Here is a 17,617-nt window from a genome sequence, read left to right as displayed (position 1 = left end):
ACGGATGGGCGAAGAGTAGCGTTGTAGAGGGCGGCGGGGGAAATAGCCAAAAGTGAGGGGGACCCCTGGGTTTGGGCATAGCGGTTGAAGGCGTGCACCGACCCATAGTGGGAGCGAGCCTGCTCGCGATGGCGGTCTGTCATTCGACATCTGCGTCGACGGATCCAGCGCAATCGCGAGCAGGCTCGCTCCCACAGTTCGACTTTGCATGCCTGGTCTGAGGTAGCTAGCCATGAGGTACGTAGGAACGATTACTACCGGTGACGAAACATCCAACAACTTTTTAAGGTTGTCCCTCGGAAATGCGCTCTCTAACCTTTTTCTGTCGCCACGATTCGACGCCATCGAAGAACTGCTCAAAAACCGCGCCACCGTCGAGCGGGTCTTGAGTCATTACCTCAACCCCAAGCCACCTGAACAAAACACTGATCCACGCATCGACAGTCTGTTTTCAGTGACCGCAAAGGCCGATGCCGACACGCTGCTCACCAGCACCTCCGAAACCCTGGCTTCGGTTAAGGCCATGGCCGAGGATCTGGCTTTCGAGGTGGATGGCACGCGTCGCAGCGTGGCGCTGGGTATTCATCAGTTGGTGGAGTTGTGCCAGTTGCTGGTGGATAAGGCGTTGGATCGGCTTGAGACACCGGCCAGTCCGGTCTGTGGCGAGGGGATTTATCCCCGCTGGGCTGCGTAGCAGACCCAACCTTGACACCTCGATGTGCCAGTATGATTGAGGTCGCTGCCTTTGGGGCTGCTGTGCAGCCCAGCGGGGATAAATCCCCTCGCCACAAAAGGCACTACTGAACTGGATCTCTCCTTCGGCGCATCACTGCATCAACACCTCAACCGACCCATCCGCCGTCATGCTCACCTTGCTGGTGCCGGCTTCTACGTCAGGCGTGACCGACTCGGCGTCCATGGAGCCGGATTTCATCATCATCGGGGCGCGCATGTAGGGTTGTGGATAGCCGTTGGTGTTGAGGTTCAGGCTGACGATCTTGTAGCCCTTGCCACCCAGGGCTTCGGTGGCGAGCTGGGCGCGGGCCTTGAAGGCGGCGACGGCGTCCTTGAGCAGGGCGTCTTCGCCGCTCTGGCGGGTGGCGGTGGAGATGGCGAAGTCCATGCCGCCCATTTTCATGTCGGTGAGCAGTTCACCGGTGAGCTTGGACAGGGCGGCGAAGTCGGCGCTTTCCAGGCGCAATTCGGCGCGTTCGCGCCAGCCGGTGATTTTCTGGCCTTTGCCGTCGTAGATCGGGTAGCTGTTGCGGCTACCCTGGCGCAGGGTGATGTCCTTGACCTGCTTGGCCTGGCCGATAGCCTTGTTCAGCGTGGTGCTGATGGCGGCGGCGAGTTTGGCCGGGTCGGTGTTCTGTTCCTCGGTGTAGAGGGTGACGATCATCAGGTCGCGGGCCACTTCCTGGCTGGCTTCGGCGCGCAGAGATATCTGGTTGTAGTGAAGCTCGTCGGCGGCCAGGGCCGGCAGGCTGGCGACGGTGCCTAGGCTGAGGGCGAGCAGGGCGACGTGGCGGCGGAACGTGTGCATGAAAGCTCCTTGGAAAAGGAGCAGCTTCAAGCGGCAAGCTTCAAGCTGCAAGTAAAAGAGTGTAAGTCTAGCCTCTGGCTTGCAGCTTGCAGCTTGCAGCTTGCAGCTTGCAGCTGCTCCTGTGGCGCTTTGCCGCATATCTGCCTGTGTCAGCCGCGCCTTGGGTATACTCCGTGCGATCCGCCTGGAGCGCTCATCAGGAGAGCTCATGCTCGTCCCTTTGCAAATGACTTCCGCCTCTCGCCAGAACCTCTGGCGCCTGACGTTTATCCGTATCCTGGTCCTGGCGGCCCAGGCTGGGTCGGTGGGGCTTGCCTATTGGTTCCAGTTGCTGCCGCTGCCCTGGCTTCAGCTGGCGATCACTTTGGCCTGTTCATCGGTCCTGTGCGCGCTGACGGCGGTTCGCTTGCGTACGTCCTGGCCGGTGACCGAACTGGAGTACGCGGTGCAGTTGGCCTGCGATTTGTTTATCCACAGCGCACTGCTGTATTTCTCCGGTGGTTCCACCAACCCCTTCGTGTCCTATTACCTGGTGCCGCTGACCATCGCCGCGGTGACATTGCCCTGGCGTTATTCGCTGATCCTGTCCGGCATCGCCCTGGCGCTGTATACCCTGTTGCTGGCGCGCTTCTATCCGCTGGAAACCTTTCCCATCGCCCGCGAAAACCTGCAAATCTACGGCATGTGGCTGAGTTTCGCCCTGGCCGCGGCGGTCATCACGTTTTTCGCCGCACGCATGGCCGAGGAGTTGCGCCGTCAGGAAGAACTGCGGGCCATTCGCCGTGAGGAAGGCTTGCGGGACGAGCAATTGCTGGCCGTAGCGACTCAGGCCGCTGGCGCTGCCCATGAGTTGGGCACGCCGTTGGCAACCATGAGCGTGCTGCTCAAGGAAATGCGCCAGGATCACTCCGACCCGGCGCTGCAGGACGACCTCAGTGTGCTGCAGGATCAGGTCAAGCTCTGCAAGGAAACCCTGCAATACCTGGTGCGCGCCGCCGAGGCCAACCGGCGCCTGGACATCGACATGCAAGCGGTGACTTTCTGGTTGGACGAAGCCCTGAACCGCTGGCACCTGATGCGCCCTGAAGCCAGTTATCGCTTGCAGCACTTGGGCAAGGGTGTGGTTCCACGCATGGCGCCGCCGCCGGATTTGACCCAGGCTTTATTGAACCTGTTGAACAACGCTGCCGATGCCTGCCCCGAAGGCCTGGAGGTGGCGCTGGACTGGAATGACTACGAACTGACCATCTGCATCCGTGACCATGGCGCCGGTGTGCCGCTGGCGATTGCCGAGCAGATCGGCAAGCCTTTCTTTACCACCAAGGGCAAAGGTCTGGGCCTTGGCCTGTTTTTGAGCAAGGCCAGCGTGACACGCGCCGGCGGCTCGGTGAAACTCTACCCCCATGAGGGAGGCGGCACGCTCACCGAGCTGCGCCTGCCTCGTGCCGACCGAGGAGACGAATATGAGTGACGAGATCCAAGTCGACGGCGAAGAACTGCCGCACCTGTTGCTGGTAGATGACGACGCCACGTTCACCCGCGTCATGGCCCGGGCCATGTCCCGTCGCGGGTTTCGCGTCAGCACCGCAGGTTCCGCCGAAGAGGGCCTGACCATCGCCCAGGCCGACCTGCCGGACTACGCGGCCCTGGACCTGAAAATGGACGGCGACTCGGGCCTGGTATTGCTGCCCAAGCTGTTGGAGCTGGACCCGGAAATGCGCGTGGTGATCCTCACCGGTTATTCGAGCATCGCCACGGCGGTCGAGGCCATCAAGCGCGGCGCCTGCAATTACCTGTGCAAACCGGCGGATGCCGATGACGTCCTGGCCGCGCTGCTGTCCGAACACGCCGACCTTGATTCCCTGGTGCCGGAAAACCCCATGTCGGTGGACCGCCTGCAATGGGAGCACATCCAGCGGGTGCTGACCGAGCACGAAGGCAACATTTCCGCCACCGCCCGCGCCTTGGGCATGCACCGGCGTACCTTGCAGCGCAAATTGCAGAAGCGCCCCGTGCGTCGCTGAACCTGCGCTGAACGGATGTTGTCCCCCTCGCGATAAATCGGGCCGATGCTCTATGATCGGCCCGATTGTTTTTATCGGGCTCTAACCATGAATCAGAACGCTGAATATTCCGCGGTCAATGACGCGGTGCGCGGACAGTTTTTCCGCCGTGTCTGGCAAATGACCACGCCATACTGGCGTAGCGAGGAGAAGGGCAAGGCCTGGACGCTATTGATCGCCGTCATTGCGCTGTCGTTGTTCAGCGTGGCGATTTCGGTTTGGATCAACAGTTGGTACAAGGATTTCTACAATGCCCTGCAAGAGAAGAACGACACGGCATTCTGGCAACTGATCCTGTACTTCTGTGGCATCGCCGCGGTGGCGATCCTGGGGGCGGTGTATCGCTTGTACCTGACGCAAATGCTCACTATCCGCTGGCGGGCCTGGCTCACCGAGCAGCATTTTGCGCGTTGGCTAAAGGACAAGAATTACTACCGGCTGGAGCAGGGCGGCTATACCGACAACCCGGACCAGCGGATTTCCGAAGACCTCAACAGCTTCACCACCAACACCCTCGGCCTGGGGTTGGGATTGTTGCGCACCGTGGTCAGCCTGGTGTCGTTCTCGATCATCCTGTGGGGCGTGTCGGGCAGCATCGAAGTGTTCGGCTATACGATCCCGGGCTACATGTTCTGGTGCGCCCTGGTGTATGCCGCGGTGGGCAGTTGGCTGACACACCTGATCGGCCGGCGTCTGATCGGCCTGAACAACAACCAGCAACGCTTCGAGGCGGACCTGCGTTTCTCCATGGTGCGGGTGCGCGAGAATGCCGAGAGCATTGCGCTGTATAACGGCGAACCCAACGAGAACCGGCGCCTGAGCGGGCGTTTTGGCCTGGTCTGGCATAATTTCTGGGACATCATGCGGGTGTCCAAGCGGCTGACCTTCTTCACCTCCGGCTACGGTCAGATCGCAATCATCTTTCCTTTTATCGTCGCCGCCCCGCGCTACTTCGCCGGCAAGATCCAGCTGGGTGAGCTCATGCAGATCAACTCGGCGTTCGGCAACGTGCAGGAGAACTTCAGCTGGTTCATCGATGCCTACGCCCAACTCGCCGAGTGGCGCGCCACGTGTGATCGTCTGCTGAGCTTCCGCCAGGCCATGAGCGATAACGAAGATCGCGTGCCGGCCATCGACGTGGAAAGCCAAGGCAATCTGCTGCAAGTGAAAGGCCTGGGGCTGGATGTGGCCGATGGCCGACACTTGCTCTCCAACGCCGACATGACGGTAGCGCCGGGTGAGCGAGTGATGCTAGGCGGCCGTTCCGGTAGCGGTAAATCCACGCTGTTCCGGGCGATGGGACATCTGTGGCCCACCGGCCACGGACGCATCCTGTTGCCGGCGGCGCGGTATTTGTTCCTGCCGCAAAAACCCTATCTGCCCATTGGCAGCCTGCGCGAAGTGCTGAGTTATCCACAGCCCGGGGACGTCTACCCCAATGAACGTTATGCACAGGTACTGGAAACCTGCCGCCTGCCACACTTGATCTCGCGGCTGGATGAAAGCAACCACTGGCAGCGCATGCTCTCGCCCGGCGAACAACAGCGCCTGGCGTTTGCCCGTGCCTTGCTCTATGCGCCGCTGTGGCTGTACATGGACGAAGCCACGTCGGCGATGGACGAGGAAGACGAGGCGACGCTGTATCAAGCGCTGATCGACCAGTTGCCAGGGCTGAGCATCGTCAGCGTCGGCCACCGAAGCAGTTTGAAACGTTTCCATCCGCGACAGGTGCGCATTGAAGGTGGCCAACTGGTGGAGCATGCCGTGACCGCCTGAAGCAATCCGGGGTTCAACTGCTACACCGAGGTGTTTTCATCGCGAGCAGGCTCGCTCTCACAGTGAATGCGGGGTGCCCGAACCCCTGTGGGAGCGAGCCTGCTCGCGATAGCGGCGCCTCGGTCTGCAGACGAGATTGCGCAGAAAGTGATCGTACAACCACGTTGCGCTATGATGATGCGCATTCAGCCGCCTGCCCGAGACACAGACCCATGGAAAAACCGATCGACGTCCCACGCCTTCCCCGCAAGCGCCGCAGCCTGGCGCAGGAGCTGGTGACGGTGCTGTCCGAGCAGATTCGCGACGGCGTGCTCAAGCGCGGCGATAAACTGCCCACCGAGTCGGCGATCATGGAGGCCCACGGCGTCAGCCGCACGGTGGTGCGCGAGGCGATTTCCCGCTTGCAGGCGGCAGGGCAGGTGGAAACCCGCCACGGCATCGGCACGTTCGTGCTGGACACGCCCAGCCCGAGCGGATTCAGAATCGATCCGGCCACGGTGGTCACATTGCGCGATGTGCTGGCGATTCTGGAACTGCGTATCAGCCTGGAAGTAGAATCCGCCGGCCTCGCGGCCCAGCGCCGCACCGACGAGCAACTGGCGACCATGCGCGCCGCCCTCGACGCGTTGAACGAAAGCGCGGCTCACGCCACCGACGCCGTGGCCTCGGACTTCGCCTTCCACCTGGAAATCGCCCTGTCCACCGGCAACCGCTATTTCACCGACATCATGACCCACCTGGGCACCAGCATCATCCCGCGTACCCGGGTGAATTCGGCGCGCCTGGCCCACGATGACCAGCAGCACTACATGGACCGTCTGAGCCGCGAGCACGAGGAAATCTATGAGGCCATCGCCCGCCAGGACTCCGACGCCGCCCGTGCGGCCATGCGCCTGCACCTGACCAACAGTCGCGAACGGCTGCGCCAGGCTCATGAAGAGGCGCAGGCCCAGGGTTGATCTAACCAGCCGATCCATCGCTATCGCGAGCAGGCTCGCTCCCACATTGATCGCGGCGGCCACTGAGCTGAGGTCCGCCACAGATCCCCTTGTGGGAGCGAGCCTGCTCGCGATGGCGGCGGGTCAGTCAATGAAGATGTTGGATGTGGCGGCCTCTTCGCGAGCAAGCCCGCTCCCACAGTTGACCGCGGCGATCACCGAACTGACGGTCCGCCAAAAATCCCCTGTGGGAGCGGGCTTGCTCGCGAAGACGGTGGGTCAGCCGTTCCCGTACGTGAGCACCTACGGCTCGACCTTCAACTTCACCGACGGATCGGAATACAAGTCATACCCCGACTCACTGGCAAACCGGTAGCGCAGTTCAACCTGTCGGCCCAGATACTTTTGCAGTTCAGCCTTGGGCACGGTGACTTTCAGCCCCGTCAGTTTCACCATGCCGTCGTTGGCATCGTCCCAGGTGCCGGCAGCCACGTGCTGGCCTGACCATTCGGGATAGTCCTTGTTGGCGCCGAGGATCGGATAGACCGACCAATCGGCGGAGATTTCATTCGAATCAGGAATCTGGACTTCCAGATTGGCCCCCAGCTTCGACAGGTTGATCGTGACCTTCTCGGCGGGTTGGTTACCTGAGAACTGAGTGAGGATAGGCAGCGCAAAGTTCGACATGGTGTCTCTCCCTGTGAGGCGGCCGTGACCGTCGCGTACGGGCAACTCACTGTTGGATGTCAAAACAGCCGGCCGGGCGATTGCTCGGCCATTGTTGGGTTATGCCTGCTTGCCGCCACCGCGCCTACTGGCAGAGTTGACAGTGGCGATGAGCGGTCCCCGGCATTGACCGACAAGTTTCATCAGCCTTGCGGCAACGCGCAAAGTCTTGATCCAGAGGGCTTGGCGGCCAACGCGCGGGATTCGACGAGTCACAAAAGACGAAATACAGTTGACGTCTACATTTTAAGTTGTACGATGACCTACAACTTCTGGCCGAAGCTTAACCTCATACACACACAAATTTGCGTCCCAGGGTGTTCGAATAATGAATCCACAAGAACTGAAGTCCATCCTCTCGTCTGGCCTGCTGTCTTTCCCGGTCACCGATTTCACAGCCCAAGGCGATTTCAATCGCGACAGCTACATCAAGCGCCTCGAGTGGCTGGCCCCGTACGGCGCCTCCGCACTGTTCGCAGCGGGCGGCACCGGTGAATTCTTCTCCCTGGCCGCCAGTGAGTACTCCCAAGTCATCAAGACCGCCGTCGATACCTGCGCCACCAGCGTGCCAATCCTCGCCGGTGTCGGCGGTGCCACCCGTCAGGCCATCGAATACGCTCAGGAAGCCGAGCGTCTGGGGGCCAAGGGCCTGTTGCTGCTGCCGCACTACCTGACCGAAGCCAGCCAGGACGGTGTTGCCGCCCACGTTGAAGCCGTATGCAAATCGGTGAAGATTGGCGTGGTGGTGTACAACCGCAACGTTTGCCGCCTGAACGCGGTTCAGCTGGAGCAACTGGCCGAGCGCTGCCCGAACCTGATCGGCTACAAGGATGGTCTGGGCGACATCGAATTGATGGTGTCGATCCGTCGTCGCCTCGGCGATCGTTTCAGCTACCTGGGCGGCCTGCCGACCGCTGAAGTCTACGCTGCGGCCTACAAGGCTCTGGGCGTGCCGGTCTACTCCTCGGCGGTGTTCAACTTCATCCCGAAAACCGCGATGGACTTCTACAACGCCATTGCCCGTGACGACCATGCCACCGTCGGCAAGATCATCGACGACTTCTTCCTGCCTTACCTGGATATCCGCAATCGCAAGGCCGGTTATGCCGTGAGCATCGTCAAGGCCGGTGCGAAGATCGCCGGCTACGACGCAGGCCCTGTGCGCACGCCGCTGACCGACCTGCTGCCGGAAGAATACGAAGCCCTGGCCGCGCTGATCGACAAGCAAGGCAAGCAATAACAGACCCGACGAGGCCGCTGAGCAATCAGCGGCTTTCTACGTAAGGCTTTTTGTAAGGAGGAGCATCCGTGGCAGATGCAAAGCGTTTCGATAACTACATCAACGGTCAGTGGGTAGCCGGTGCCGACTATTGCACCAACATCAACCCATCTGACTTGTCCGATGTCATCGGTGAATACGCCAAGGCTGACGCAGCTCAAGTCAATGCCGCCATCGAAGCTGCCCGTGCTGCGTTCCCGGCCTGGTCGACTTCGGGCATCCAGGCCCGTCACGATGCGCTGGACAAAGTCGGCAGCGAGATCCTCGCCCGTCGCGAAGAACTTGGCCAACTGCTGGCTCGGGAAGAGGGCAAGACCCTGCCCGAAGCCATCGGCGAAGTGACCCGCGCCGGCAACATCTTCAAGTTTTTCGCCGGTGAATGCCTGCGCCTGTCCGGTGATTATGTGCCGTCGGTGCGTCCGGGCGTCAACGTCGAAGTCACCCGTGAAGCCCTGGGCGTGGTCGGCCTGATCACCCCGTGGAACTTCCCGATTGCGATTCCGGCGTGGAAAATCGCCCCGGCCCTGGCCTACGGCAACTGCGTGGTGATCAAGCCGGCCGAGTTGGTTCCGGGGTGTGCCTGGGCCCTGGCCGAGATCATTTCCCGCGCCGGTTTCCCGGCCGGTGCGTTCAACCTGGTGATGGGCAGCGGCCGTGTGGTCGGTGACATCCTGGTCAACAGCCCGAAAGTCGACGGTATCAGCTTCACCGGTTCCGTGGGCGTGGGCCGGCAGATCGCTGTCAGCTGCGTGTCGCGCCAGGCCAAGGTGCAGTTGGAAATGGGTGGCAAGAACCCACAGATCATCCTCGACGATGCCGACCTCAAGCAGGCCGTCGAACTGGCAGTGCAGAGTGCGTTCTACTCTACCGGCCAGCGTTGCACGGCTTCGAGTCGCCTGATTGTGACCGCCGGCATCCACGACAAATTCGTCGCGGCCATGGCCGAGCGCATGCAGTCGATCAAGGTTGGCCACGCATTGAAGGCCGGTACCGACATCGGCCCGGTCGTCTCCGAAGCCCAGCTCAACCAGGACCTGAAGTACATCGACATCGGCCAGAGCGAAGGTGCACGGCTGGTCAGCGGTGGTGGCCTGGTGACCTGCGACACCGAAGGTTACTTCCTGGCGCCGACGCTGTTCAGCGACAGCGAAGCCTCGATGCGCATCAGCCGTGAAGAGATCTTCGGCCCGGTCGCCAACGTGGTGCGCGTGGCGGACTACGAGGCGGCGCTGGCGATGGCCAACGACACCGAGTTCGGTCTGTCGGCCGGTATCGCCACCACCTCCTTGAAGTACGCCAACCACTTCAAGCGCCATTCCCAGGCGGGCATGGTGATGGTCAACCTGCCGACCGCCGGCGTGGATTACCACGTGCCGTTTGGCGGGCGCAAAGGTTCGTCCTATGGTTCGCGCGAGCAAGGTCGCTACGCACAAGAGTTCTACACCGTGGTGAAAACCGCCTACATCGGTTCGTAAACGCAACACCGGCCGGGCTGGTGATCCAGTCCTGGCCGTACAATCTGCTGACCCGCATAAAAATAAATAGTGGGAGTACTGTTACATGCAAGCGACCAAGCCGACGCACGTCCGCTACTTGATCCTGCTCATGCTGTTTGTAGTGACAACGATCAACTATGCCGACCGCGCCACCATCGCCATCGCAGGCTCCAGCCTGCAAAAAGACCTCGGCATCGACGCGGTCACCCTCGGTTATATCTTCTCCGCCTTCGGCTGGGCCTACGTGGCCGGGCAGATTCCCGGCGGCTGGCTGCTCGACCGTTTCGGCTCGAAAAAAATCTATGCCCTGAGCATTTTTACCTGGTCGCTGTTCACCGTGCTGCAAGGCTATGTCGGTGAATTCGGCATGTCCACGGCTGTGGTTGCGCTGTTCATGCTGCGCTTCCTGGTTGGGCTGGCCGAGGCGCCGTCCTTCCCGGGCAACGCACGGATCGTCGCCGCCTGGTTCCCGACCGCAGAACGCGGCACCGCCTCGGCGATCTTCAACTCGGCGCAATATTTCGCCACCGTGTTGTTCGCCCCGCTGATGGGCTGGATCGTCTATCGCTTCGGCTGGCAGCATGTGTTCATCGTGATGGGCGTGATCGGCATCGTGTTCTCGCTGATCTGGTTGAAGGTGATCTACAGCCCGCGTCAACACCCGATGATCAACGAAGCCGAGTTCAATCACATCGCCGCCAACGGTGCGATGGTCGACATGGACCAGGACAAAGGCAAGGAAAAGAAAGCCGACGGTCCGAAGTGGGATTACATCCGCCAGTTGTTGACCAACCGCATGATGCTGGGCGTGTACCTGGGCCAATATTGCATCAACGGCATCACCTACTTCTTCCTGACCTGGTTCCCGGTGTACCTGGTGCAGGAACGCGGCATGACCATCCTCAAGGCCGGTTTCATCGCCTCCTTGCCGGCCATCTGCGGGTTCATCGGGGGTGTGCTGGGCGGGGTGATTTCCGATTACCTGCTGCGCAAGGGCCATTCGCTGACCTTCGCCCGCAAAGCGCCAATCATTGGCGGGCTGCTGGTGTCCAGCAGCATCGTGGCGTGCAACTACGTGGACATCGAATGGATGGTGGTGGGCTTCATGGCCCTGGCCTTCTTCGGTAAAGGCGTGGGTGCGCTGGGCTGGGCCGTGGTGTCCGACACCTCGCCAAAACAGATCGCCGGCCTGAGCGGTGGCCTGTTCAACACCTTCGGCAACCTGGCGTCGATCACTACGCCGATCGTCATCGGTTACATCATCAGCTCCACCGGTTCGTTCAAATGGGCCCTGGTGTTCGTTGGTTGCAACGCGCTGATGGCGGTGTTCAGCTACCTGGTCATCGTCGGGCCGATCAAGCGTGTCGTGCTCAAGGAACCAACGGCCAAGGATGCCGGCATCTCCAGTCTGTCTGAAGCCAAATCCTGAAGGAGCGGCAGCAATGCAATTGATTGAACATGCCGACTCACCCCGTTACATCCGCTTGCACGAGCGGGACAACGTGGTGATCGTCGTCAACGACCAGGGCGTACCGGCCGGGACCGAGTTCCCGGATGGCCTGGTCACCGTGGACTTTGTGCCTCAGAGTCACAAGGTCACGTTGCAGGACATTCCCGAGGGCGGCGAGGTAATTCGCTACGGCCAGGTCATTGGCTATGCATTGCAGCCGATCCCCCGTGGCAGCTGGGTCAAGGAAGACCAGCTGCGCATGCCGACCGCACCGCCGCTGGACAGCTTGCCGCTGTCCACCGACGTGCCGGCGGCCGATGCGCCGCTGGAGGGCTATACCTTCGAAGGCTACCGCAACGCCGACGGCACCGTCGGTACGCGCAATATCCTCGGCATCACCACCACGGTGCAGTGCGTGACCGGTGTGCTGGACCACGCCGTCAAGCGCATCAAGGACGAATTGCTGCCCAAGTACCCGAATGTCGATGACGTGGTGGCGCTGACCCACAGCTATGGCTGTGGCGTGGCGATCACAGCCACCGACGCGTACATCCCGATCCGCACCGTACGCAACCTGGCGCGCAACCCGAACCTGGGCGGCGAAGCCCTGGTGATCAGCCTGGGCTGTGAGAAATTGCAGGCCGGGCAGGTGATGCACGACAACGACAGCTCGGTGGACCTCAGTGAGCCGTGGTTGTATCGCTTGCAGGATTCCAGCCACGGCTTCACCGAAATGATCGAGCAGATCATGGAGCTGGCCGAGACTCGCCTGAAGAAGCTCGACCAGCGCCGCCGCGAAACCGTGCCGGCCTCTGAGCTGATCCTGGGCATGCAATGCGGTGGCAGCGATGCGTTTTCCGGTATCACCGCCAACCCTGCTTTGGGTTATGCCTCGGACTTGCTGCTGCGCGCCGGCGCGACGGTGATGTTTTCCGAAGTCACCGAAGTGCGTGACGCGATCTACTTGCTGACCTCCCGGGCGCAAACCCGGGAAGTCGCCGAGGAGCTGGTGCGCGAAATGGACTGGTACGACCGGTACCTGGCCAAGGGCGAGGCCGATCGCAGCGCCAACACCACGCCTGGCAACAAGAAGGGCGGGTTGTCGAACATCGTCGAGAAGTCCCTGGGCTCGATCGTCAAGTCCGGCAGCAGCGCAATCAACGGCGTGCTCGGTCCGGGCGAGCGCTTCAAGCAAAAGGGCCTGATCTTCTGCGCCACGCCGGCCAGCGATTTCGTCTGCGGCACCTTGCAGTTGGCCGCGGGGATGAACCTGCACGTGTTCACCACCGGTCGCGGCACACCGTACGGTTTGGCGATGGCGCCGGTGGTGAAGGTCTCGACCCGCACCGAACTGGCCCAGCGCTGGCCGGACCTGATCGACATCGACGCCGGCCGGATCGCTACGGGACGGGCGACGATCGAAGAGTTGGGTTGGGAGCTGTTCCACTACTACCTGGACGTGGCCAGCGGCAAGAAGAAGACCTGGGCCGAACAGCACAAACTGTTCAACGACATCACCCTGTTCAACCCGGCACCGATAACCTGATCGGGGGGCGAGAGCAGATCTTGCGCTCGCCGGATATCCAATGTGGGAGCGAGCCTGCTCGCGATAGCGGCTGTAGATGCGACATCTATGTCAACCGAACCACCGCCATCGCGAGCAGGCTCGCTCCCACAGGAGGGCTGCGGCGGACACAGACTCTGTGACCTCCCACGCTCCCTCAGTAATCACCAGACGCCAATGCCGTAAGTGGCTTATCATTAGCTACCTAACGACACCCTCTCCAAAGGTCCCCCGGCATGCTGGCAATTTTCCTCGAAACCCTGAACATCACCGCGCCGGTGTTTGCCATGTTGTTTCTGGGGGTGTTGCTCAAGCGCGTCTACTGGATCAATGACAACTTCATCCACATCGCCTCGTCACTGGTGTTCAACGTCACCATGCCGGCGCTGCTGTTCCTGGGCATCTTGCACGCCGATCTGCACGCGGCATTACAGCCGGACCTGTTGATCTATTTTTCCATTGCGACCCTGGTGAGTTTCGCCATGGCCTGGGGCTGGGCGATCTGGCGTTGTCCGCGTCAGGATCGCGGCATTTACACCCAGGGCGCGTTTCGCGGAAACAACGGCGTGATCGGCCTGGCGCTGGCGGCGAGCATGTATGGCGACTATGGGATTTCCCTCGGGGCCATCCTCGCGGCGCTGGTGATCCTGTTCTACAACACCCTGTCGACCATTGTGCTGGCGGTCTATAGCCCGGTGATCAAGTCCGACCCCTGGAGCATCTGCAAAAGCGTGATCAGCAACCCGTTGATCATCAGCGTGATCGCCGCTGCACCGTTCGCCTACTGGCAGATCGGCCTGCCGAACTGGCTCGAGACCTCGGGCAAGTACCTGGCGCAGATGACCTTGCCCCTGGCGTTGATCTGTATCGGCGGCACGCTGTCCCTGGCGGCCCTGCGCAAGAGCGGCAAGATGGCCCTGAGTTCCAGCCTGGTGAAGATGGTCGGCCTGCCGGTGATCACCACACTCGGCGCCTGGCTCTGGGGCTTTCGCGGCGCGGAGCTGGGGATTCTGTTCCTGTACTTCGGCAGCCCCACCGCCGCCGCCAGCTTCGTCATGGCCCGCGCGGCCGAGGGCAACCACGAACTGGCGGCGGCGATCATCGTCATTACCACGTTGATGGCGGCGATCACCACCAACGTCGGGATCTTTTTGTTGCAGTGGGGCGGGTGGATTTAGCTTGGGCTTGCGCTGGTCTTTAGGGCCAATCGCGAGCAGGCTCGCTCCCACAATGGGTCAGTGTTGACCCCGAATTTTGTGTACGCCATCAATCTACTGTGGGAGCGAGCCTGCTCGCGATAGCGGTCTTTCGGTCACTCAGGTTTCTGGTAGTTATCGATCACTTCCTGCGCCGCCCGAAACGCATCGATCGCCGCCGGCACCCCGGCGTACACCGCGCAATGCAGCAACGCCTCGCGAATCTCCTCCACCGTGCAGCCATTGTTCAACGCGCCGCGCACGTGACCCTTGAGCTCCTGCGGGCATTTGAGGGCGGTGAGGGCGGCGAGGGTGATCAGGCTGCGGGTCTTCAGCGGCAGGCCTTCGCGGCTCCAGACGCTGCCCCAGGCGTGTTCGTTGACGAAGTCTTGCAGCGGCTGGGTGAATTCGGTGGCGTTGCCCAGGGCGCGGTCGACAAAGGCGTCGCCCATCACTTGGCGACGCATGTCCAGGCCGGTCTTTGGAATATCGGTCATGGCAAATCCCTCTTGTGGTGTTGGCGGCGCCAGGCGCGCACGGAGGTGAACAGCAGGAACGCGAGCAGGGTTGGCAGCACGTAGAACAGCATCAACCGTTCCAGTTGGCCGGCCAATGGCATGCCGGTGGTGAACGACACCACATGCAGCCCATAAGCCAGGTACAGGCCCAGCAACAACAGCCCTTCGGCGCGGGTGACGCGGTAGCCGGAATAGAACACCGGCAGGCACAGCACGGCCACGCCGAGCATCACCGGCAAGTCGAAATCCAGGGCGTTGGGGGAGACCGACAGTGGCGAGGGTGCCACGAGGGCGGTCACCCCCAGGACGCCCAGCAGATTGAACAGGTTGCTGCCGATCACGTTGCCTACCGCAATGTCACGTTGGCCGCGCAGCGCGGCGATCAGGGACGTGGCGAGTTCCGGTAGTGATGTGCTGACGGCGACGATGGTCAGGCCAATGATGCGTTCCGATAGCCCGAGGTCGGTGGCCACTTCCACGGCAGCGCCCAGTAACAAATGGCCGGCGAATATCAACATGGCCAACCCCAGCACGATCATCGACAGGCTCTTGAACCAGGACGCCTGTGTAACCTTGATCGCCACCGCATGGGGACGACCCGAGTGGCGCGACTGGCGCAGCAGCAGACCCAGGTAGACCGCCAGGGCCATCAACAGCAGCACGCCGTCCAGCCGTGTCAGTGCCTCGTTCCATGCCAGCACGAACACCAGCAGGCTGGCGCCGATCATCAACGGAATGTCCAGGCGCACCAACTGGCGCGAAACGCGCAGTGGAATGATCAGGGCCGACAGCCCCAGCGTGACGAGGATATTGAAAATGCCGCTGCCGATCACGCTGCCCACGGCGATGTCGGCGTTCTGGGCCAGGGTCGCCTGCAGGCTGACGGCCATTTGTGGCGCGCTGCTGCCGAAGGCGACGACACTCAGGCCGATGATCAGTGGTCGCACTTGCAGGCGTGCGGCCAGGCTAACGGCGGCCCGCACCAAAAGCTCGGCGCCGGCAATCAGTAGTAGCAGGGCGCCGAACAGTTCGATCAGGCTGAACAGTGGCAAGGCTGACAATAGGGAAATGGTCAGGGCTCCGTCTATCAGTCGTCGAGGGCCTGCACGCGCACCCGGGCGGTGCCGCTACGCAGCATACCCAGTTGTTCGGCGGCCGCTCGCGATACGTCGATCAGGCGACCGCGGGTATACGGACCACGGTCGTTGATGCGCACCACAACACTGTCGTTGTTGTTCAGGTTGGTGATTTTCACCCGTGTGCCGAACGGCAACTGGCGATGGGCGGCAGTCAGGCTGTGCTGGTCGAAACGCTCGCCGCTGGCGGTGCGCTTGCCATGGTGCCGGGCACCGTAATAGGAGGCAACGCCGGTCTGGTCGTAGCCGTGTGGATCGACCGTCCCGCTCTGGCTGGCGCAGCCGGCCAGCAGGGACAGCAGGGCGCAGGCGCCAAGGAGACGCTTCATTCGAGAGTTTCCAGATACAAATGTGGGAGCGGGCTTGCTCGCGAAAGGGTCATCACATTCAACACTTAGGTTGACTGTCACACCGCTTTCGCGAGCAAGCCCGCTCCCACAGGGGATTGAGCCAGGTTCAAATACTGGCTCCATGGCAGTCAGCCCTCGAGCTTGCTTTTGAGCAGTTCGTTGACCTGTTGCGGGTTGGCCTTGCCCTTGGACGCTTTCATGGCCTGGCCGACGAAGAAGCCGAACATCTTGCCGCGCTTGGCTTCGTCTGCCGCACGGTATTGTTCGACCTGCTCGGCGTTGGCCGCGAGCATTTCATCGAGCACGGCGCTGATCGCCCCGGTGTCGGTGACCTGCTTCAAGCCGCGCTTCTCGATGATCTCGTCGGCGCTGCCTTCGCCATTGGCCATGGCCTCGAAGACCATCTTGGCGATCTTGCCGGAGATGGTGTTGTCCTTGATCCGCAGCAGCATGCCGCCCAGTTGCTCGGCCGACACCGGCGACTCTTCGATCTCCAGGCCTTGCTTGTTCAGCAGGCTGCCCAGTTCGACCATCACCCAGTTGGCCGCCAGCTTGGCGTCGCCGCCGATGCTCACGACTTTCTCGAAGTAGTCGGCCTGTTCGCGGCTGGTGGCCAGGACGTTGGCGTCATAGCTCGAGAGCCCGAACTGCGCCTGGAAACGCTTGCGTTTCTGTGGCGGAAGTTCCGGCAGGGTGGCGCGTACGTCATTGAGGAAAGAATCCTCGATGACCACCGGCAGCAGATCCGGGTCGGGGAAGTAACGGTAGTCGTTGGCTTCCTCCTTGCTGCGCATCGGACGGGTTTCGTCCTTGTTCGGGTCGTACAGGCGGGTCTGCTGGATGACCTTGCCGCCGTCCTCGATCAGTTCGATCTGGCGCTGGATCTCGCTGTTGATCGCCTTCTCGATGAAGCGGAATGAGTTGACGTTCTTGATCTCGCAGCGCGTACCGAACTCAACCTGGCCCTTGGGCCGGACCGAGACGTTGCAGTCGCAGCGCAACGAACCTTCGGCCATGTTGCCGTCGCAGATGCCCAGGTAGCGCACCAGCGCGTGGATCGCCTTGACGTAGGCCACGGCTTCCTTGGCGCTGCGCATGTCCGGTTCGGAGACGATTTCCAGCAGTGGCGTGCCGGCGCGGTTCAGGTCGATGCCGGTGGCGCCGTTGAATTCCTCGTGCAGGCTCTTGCCGGCGTCTTCTTCCAGGTGCGCACGGGTAATGCCGACGCGCTTGACCGTGCCGTCTTCCAGGGCGATGTCCAGGTGGCCCTTGCCGACGATCGGCAATTCCATCTGGCTGATCTGGTAGCCCTTCGGCAGGTCCGGGTAGAAGTAGTTCTTGCGGGCGAACACGTTGTGCTGGCCGATCTCGGCGTCAATCGCCAGGCCGAACATCACCGCCATGCGCACCGCTTCGGCGTTGAGCACCGGCAGTACGCCGGGCATGCCCAGGTCGACCAGGCTGGCCTGGGTGTTGGGCTCGGAACCGAAAGTGGTCGAGCTGCCGGAAAAGATTTTCGACCGGGTGGTGAGCTGGGTGTGAATCTCCAGCCCGATCACGACTTCCCATTGCATGTGTGTCT

At 61.7% G+C, this 17,617-nt stretch carries 16 protein-coding genes; 10 read left to right on the top strand and 6 right to left on the bottom strand.

What is annotated here, in order from left to right:
• The first annotated feature begins 232 nt into the window (after positions 1 to 232).
• Positions 233 to 694, top strand: a complete 462-nt coding sequence (locus EGM97_RS01865; RefSeq protein WP_238961598.1) for a DUF6124 family protein — start codon at positions 233 to 235, stop codon at positions 692 to 694.
• 132 nt (positions 695 to 826) lie between these two features.
• Here EGM97_RS01865 and EGM97_RS01860 read toward each other — a convergent pair whose 3' ends face one another.
• The gene (locus tag EGM97_RS01860) at positions 827 to 1,543 is read right to left on the bottom strand and encodes an SIMPL domain-containing protein (RefSeq protein WP_238961597.1); all 717 of its coding nucleotides are present in this window, start codon (positions 1,541 to 1,543) and stop codon (positions 827 to 829) included.
• 208 nt (positions 1,544 to 1,751) lie between these two features.
• Here EGM97_RS01860 and EGM97_RS01855 point away from each other — a divergent pair, with 208 nt between their 5' ends.
• From EGM97_RS01855 to EGM97_RS01840, 4 genes are all read left to right on the top strand, one after another.
• A complete protein-coding gene (locus tag EGM97_RS01855) occupies positions 1,752 to 3,014 on the top strand; it encodes an ATP-binding protein (protein ID WP_238961596.1) in 1,263 nt (420 codons plus the stop codon).
• On the top strand, positions 3,007 to 3,567 hold the full coding sequence (locus EGM97_RS01850) for a response regulator transcription factor (protein ID WP_053152217.1): 561 nt from the start codon (positions 3,007 to 3,009) through the stop codon (positions 3,565 to 3,567). Before EGM97_RS01855 ends, EGM97_RS01850 begins: the two co-directional genes overlap by 8 nt.
• 87 nt (positions 3,568 to 3,654) lie before the next feature.
• Entirely contained in the window at positions 3,655 to 5,382 is a 1,728-nt protein-coding gene (locus EGM97_RS01845; RefSeq protein ID WP_238961595.1) for an ABC transporter ATP-binding protein/permease, read from the top strand.
• A gap of 212 nt (positions 5,383 to 5,594) precedes the next feature.
• On the top strand, positions 5,595 to 6,341 hold the full coding sequence (locus EGM97_RS01840; protein ID WP_238961594.1) for a FadR/GntR family transcriptional regulator: 747 nt from the start codon (positions 5,595 to 5,597) through the stop codon (positions 6,339 to 6,341).
• Between the two features lie 282 nt (positions 6,342 to 6,623).
• Here EGM97_RS01840 and EGM97_RS01835 read toward each other — a convergent pair whose 3' ends face one another.
• Entirely contained in the window at positions 6,624 to 7,007 is a 384-nt protein-coding gene (locus EGM97_RS01835) for a hypothetical protein (protein ID WP_238961593.1), read from the bottom strand.
• 367 nt (positions 7,008 to 7,374) lie between these two features.
• On the opposite strand from EGM97_RS01835, the gene kdgD reads away from it, so the two are divergent.
• From kdgD to EGM97_RS01810, 5 genes are all read left to right on the top strand, one after another.
• A complete protein-coding gene (gene kdgD, locus EGM97_RS01830) occupies positions 7,375 to 8,286 on the top strand; it encodes a 5-dehydro-4-deoxyglucarate dehydratase (RefSeq protein ID WP_238961592.1) in 912 nt (303 codons plus the stop codon).
• 68 nt (positions 8,287 to 8,354) lie between these two features.
• Positions 8,355 to 9,800, top strand: a complete 1,446-nt coding sequence (locus EGM97_RS01825) for an aldehyde dehydrogenase family protein (RefSeq protein WP_238961591.1) — start codon at positions 8,355 to 8,357, stop codon at positions 9,798 to 9,800.
• A gap of 85 nt (positions 9,801 to 9,885) precedes the next feature.
• Positions 9,886 to 11,250, top strand: coding sequence for an MFS transporter (locus tag EGM97_RS01820; protein WP_238961590.1), 1,365 nt, complete (start codon positions 9,886 to 9,888; stop codon positions 11,248 to 11,250).
• Between the two features lie 13 nt (positions 11,251 to 11,263).
• Complete coding sequence (gene garD, locus EGM97_RS01815) at positions 11,264 to 12,817, top strand: galactarate dehydratase (protein ID WP_238961589.1); 1,554 nt, start codon at positions 11,264 to 11,266, stop codon at positions 12,815 to 12,817.
• Between the two features lie 254 nt (positions 12,818 to 13,071).
• The gene (locus EGM97_RS01810) at positions 13,072 to 14,013 is read left to right on the top strand and encodes an AEC family transporter (RefSeq protein ID WP_238961588.1); all 942 of its coding nucleotides are present in this window, start codon (positions 13,072 to 13,074) and stop codon (positions 14,011 to 14,013) included.
• A gap of 134 nt (positions 14,014 to 14,147) precedes the next feature.
• Here the strand turns inward: EGM97_RS01810 and EGM97_RS01805 are convergent, their stop codons facing one another.
• From EGM97_RS01805 to gatB, 4 genes are all read right to left on the bottom strand, one after another.
• On the bottom strand, positions 14,148 to 14,528 hold the full coding sequence (locus EGM97_RS01805; RefSeq protein ID WP_238961587.1) for a carboxymuconolactone decarboxylase family protein: 381 nt from the start codon (positions 14,526 to 14,528) through the stop codon (positions 14,148 to 14,150).
• Entirely contained in the window at positions 14,525 to 15,586 is a 1,062-nt protein-coding gene (locus tag EGM97_RS01800; protein ID WP_238961636.1) for a calcium/sodium antiporter, read from the bottom strand. Before EGM97_RS01800 ends, EGM97_RS01805 begins: the two co-directional genes overlap by 4 nt.
• Positions 15,587 to 15,636: 50 nt before the next feature.
• The gene (locus EGM97_RS01795) at positions 15,637 to 16,014 is read right to left on the bottom strand and encodes a septal ring lytic transglycosylase RlpA family protein (protein ID WP_238961586.1); all 378 of its coding nucleotides are present in this window, start codon (positions 16,012 to 16,014) and stop codon (positions 15,637 to 15,639) included.
• A gap of 149 nt (positions 16,015 to 16,163) precedes the next feature.
• On the bottom strand, positions 16,164 to 17,609 hold the full coding sequence (gene gatB, locus EGM97_RS01790) for an Asp-tRNA(Asn)/Glu-tRNA(Gln) amidotransferase subunit GatB (protein ID WP_238961585.1): 1,446 nt from the start codon (positions 17,607 to 17,609) through the stop codon (positions 16,164 to 16,166).
• Positions 17,610 to 17,617 lie beyond the last annotated feature (8 nt).

The organism is Pseudomonas sp. AF32, assembly GCF_022342325.2.
GTDB classification, from domain to species: Bacteria; Pseudomonadota; Gammaproteobacteria; order Pseudomonadales; family Pseudomonadaceae; genus Aquipseudomonas; species Aquipseudomonas uvaldensis.
The sequence above is the reverse complement of the archived record's forward strand: the minus strand, read 5'-3'. Positions and strand labels throughout refer to the sequence as shown.

Excerpts from the sequence above, each read along its gene's own strand:
- EGM97_RS01865 (WP_238961598.1), top strand. The coding sequence starts at position 233 with ATGAGGTACGTAGGAACGATTACTACCGGTGACGAAACATCCAACAAC.
- EGM97_RS01860 (WP_238961597.1), bottom strand. The coding sequence starts at position 1,543 with ATGCACACGTTCCGCCGCCACGTCGCCCTGCTCGCCCTCAGCCTAGGC.
- EGM97_RS01855 (WP_238961596.1), top strand. The coding sequence starts at position 1,752 with ATGCTCGTCCCTTTGCAAATGACTTCCGCCTCTCGCCAGAACCTCTGG.
- EGM97_RS01850 (WP_053152217.1), top strand. The coding sequence starts at position 3,007 with ATGAGTGACGAGATCCAAGTCGACGGCGAAGAACTGCCGCACCTGTTG.
- EGM97_RS01845 (WP_238961595.1), top strand. The coding sequence starts at position 3,655 with ATGAATCAGAACGCTGAATATTCCGCGGTCAATGACGCGGTGCGCGGA.
- EGM97_RS01840 (WP_238961594.1), top strand. The coding sequence starts at position 5,595 with ATGGAAAAACCGATCGACGTCCCACGCCTTCCCCGCAAGCGCCGCAGC.
- EGM97_RS01835 (WP_238961593.1), bottom strand. The coding sequence starts at position 7,007 with ATGTCGAACTTTGCGCTGCCTATCCTCACTCAGTTCTCAGGTAACCAA.
- kdgD (WP_238961592.1), top strand. The coding sequence starts at position 7,375 with ATGAATCCACAAGAACTGAAGTCCATCCTCTCGTCTGGCCTGCTGTCT.
- EGM97_RS01820 (WP_238961590.1), top strand. The coding sequence starts at position 9,886 with ATGCAAGCGACCAAGCCGACGCACGTCCGCTACTTGATCCTGCTCATG.
- garD (WP_238961589.1), top strand. The coding sequence starts at position 11,264 with ATGCAATTGATTGAACATGCCGACTCACCCCGTTACATCCGCTTGCAC.
- EGM97_RS01810 (WP_238961588.1), top strand. The coding sequence starts at position 13,072 with ATGCTGGCAATTTTCCTCGAAACCCTGAACATCACCGCGCCGGTGTTT.
- EGM97_RS01805 (WP_238961587.1), bottom strand. The coding sequence starts at position 14,528 with ATGACCGATATTCCAAAGACCGGCCTGGACATGCGTCGCCAAGTGATG.
- EGM97_RS01795 (WP_238961586.1), bottom strand. The coding sequence starts at position 16,014 with ATGAAGCGTCTCCTTGGCGCCTGCGCCCTGCTGTCCCTGCTGGCCGGC.
- gatB (WP_238961585.1), bottom strand. The coding sequence starts at position 17,609 with ATGCAATGGGAAGTCGTGATCGGGCTGGAGATTCACACCCAGCTCACC.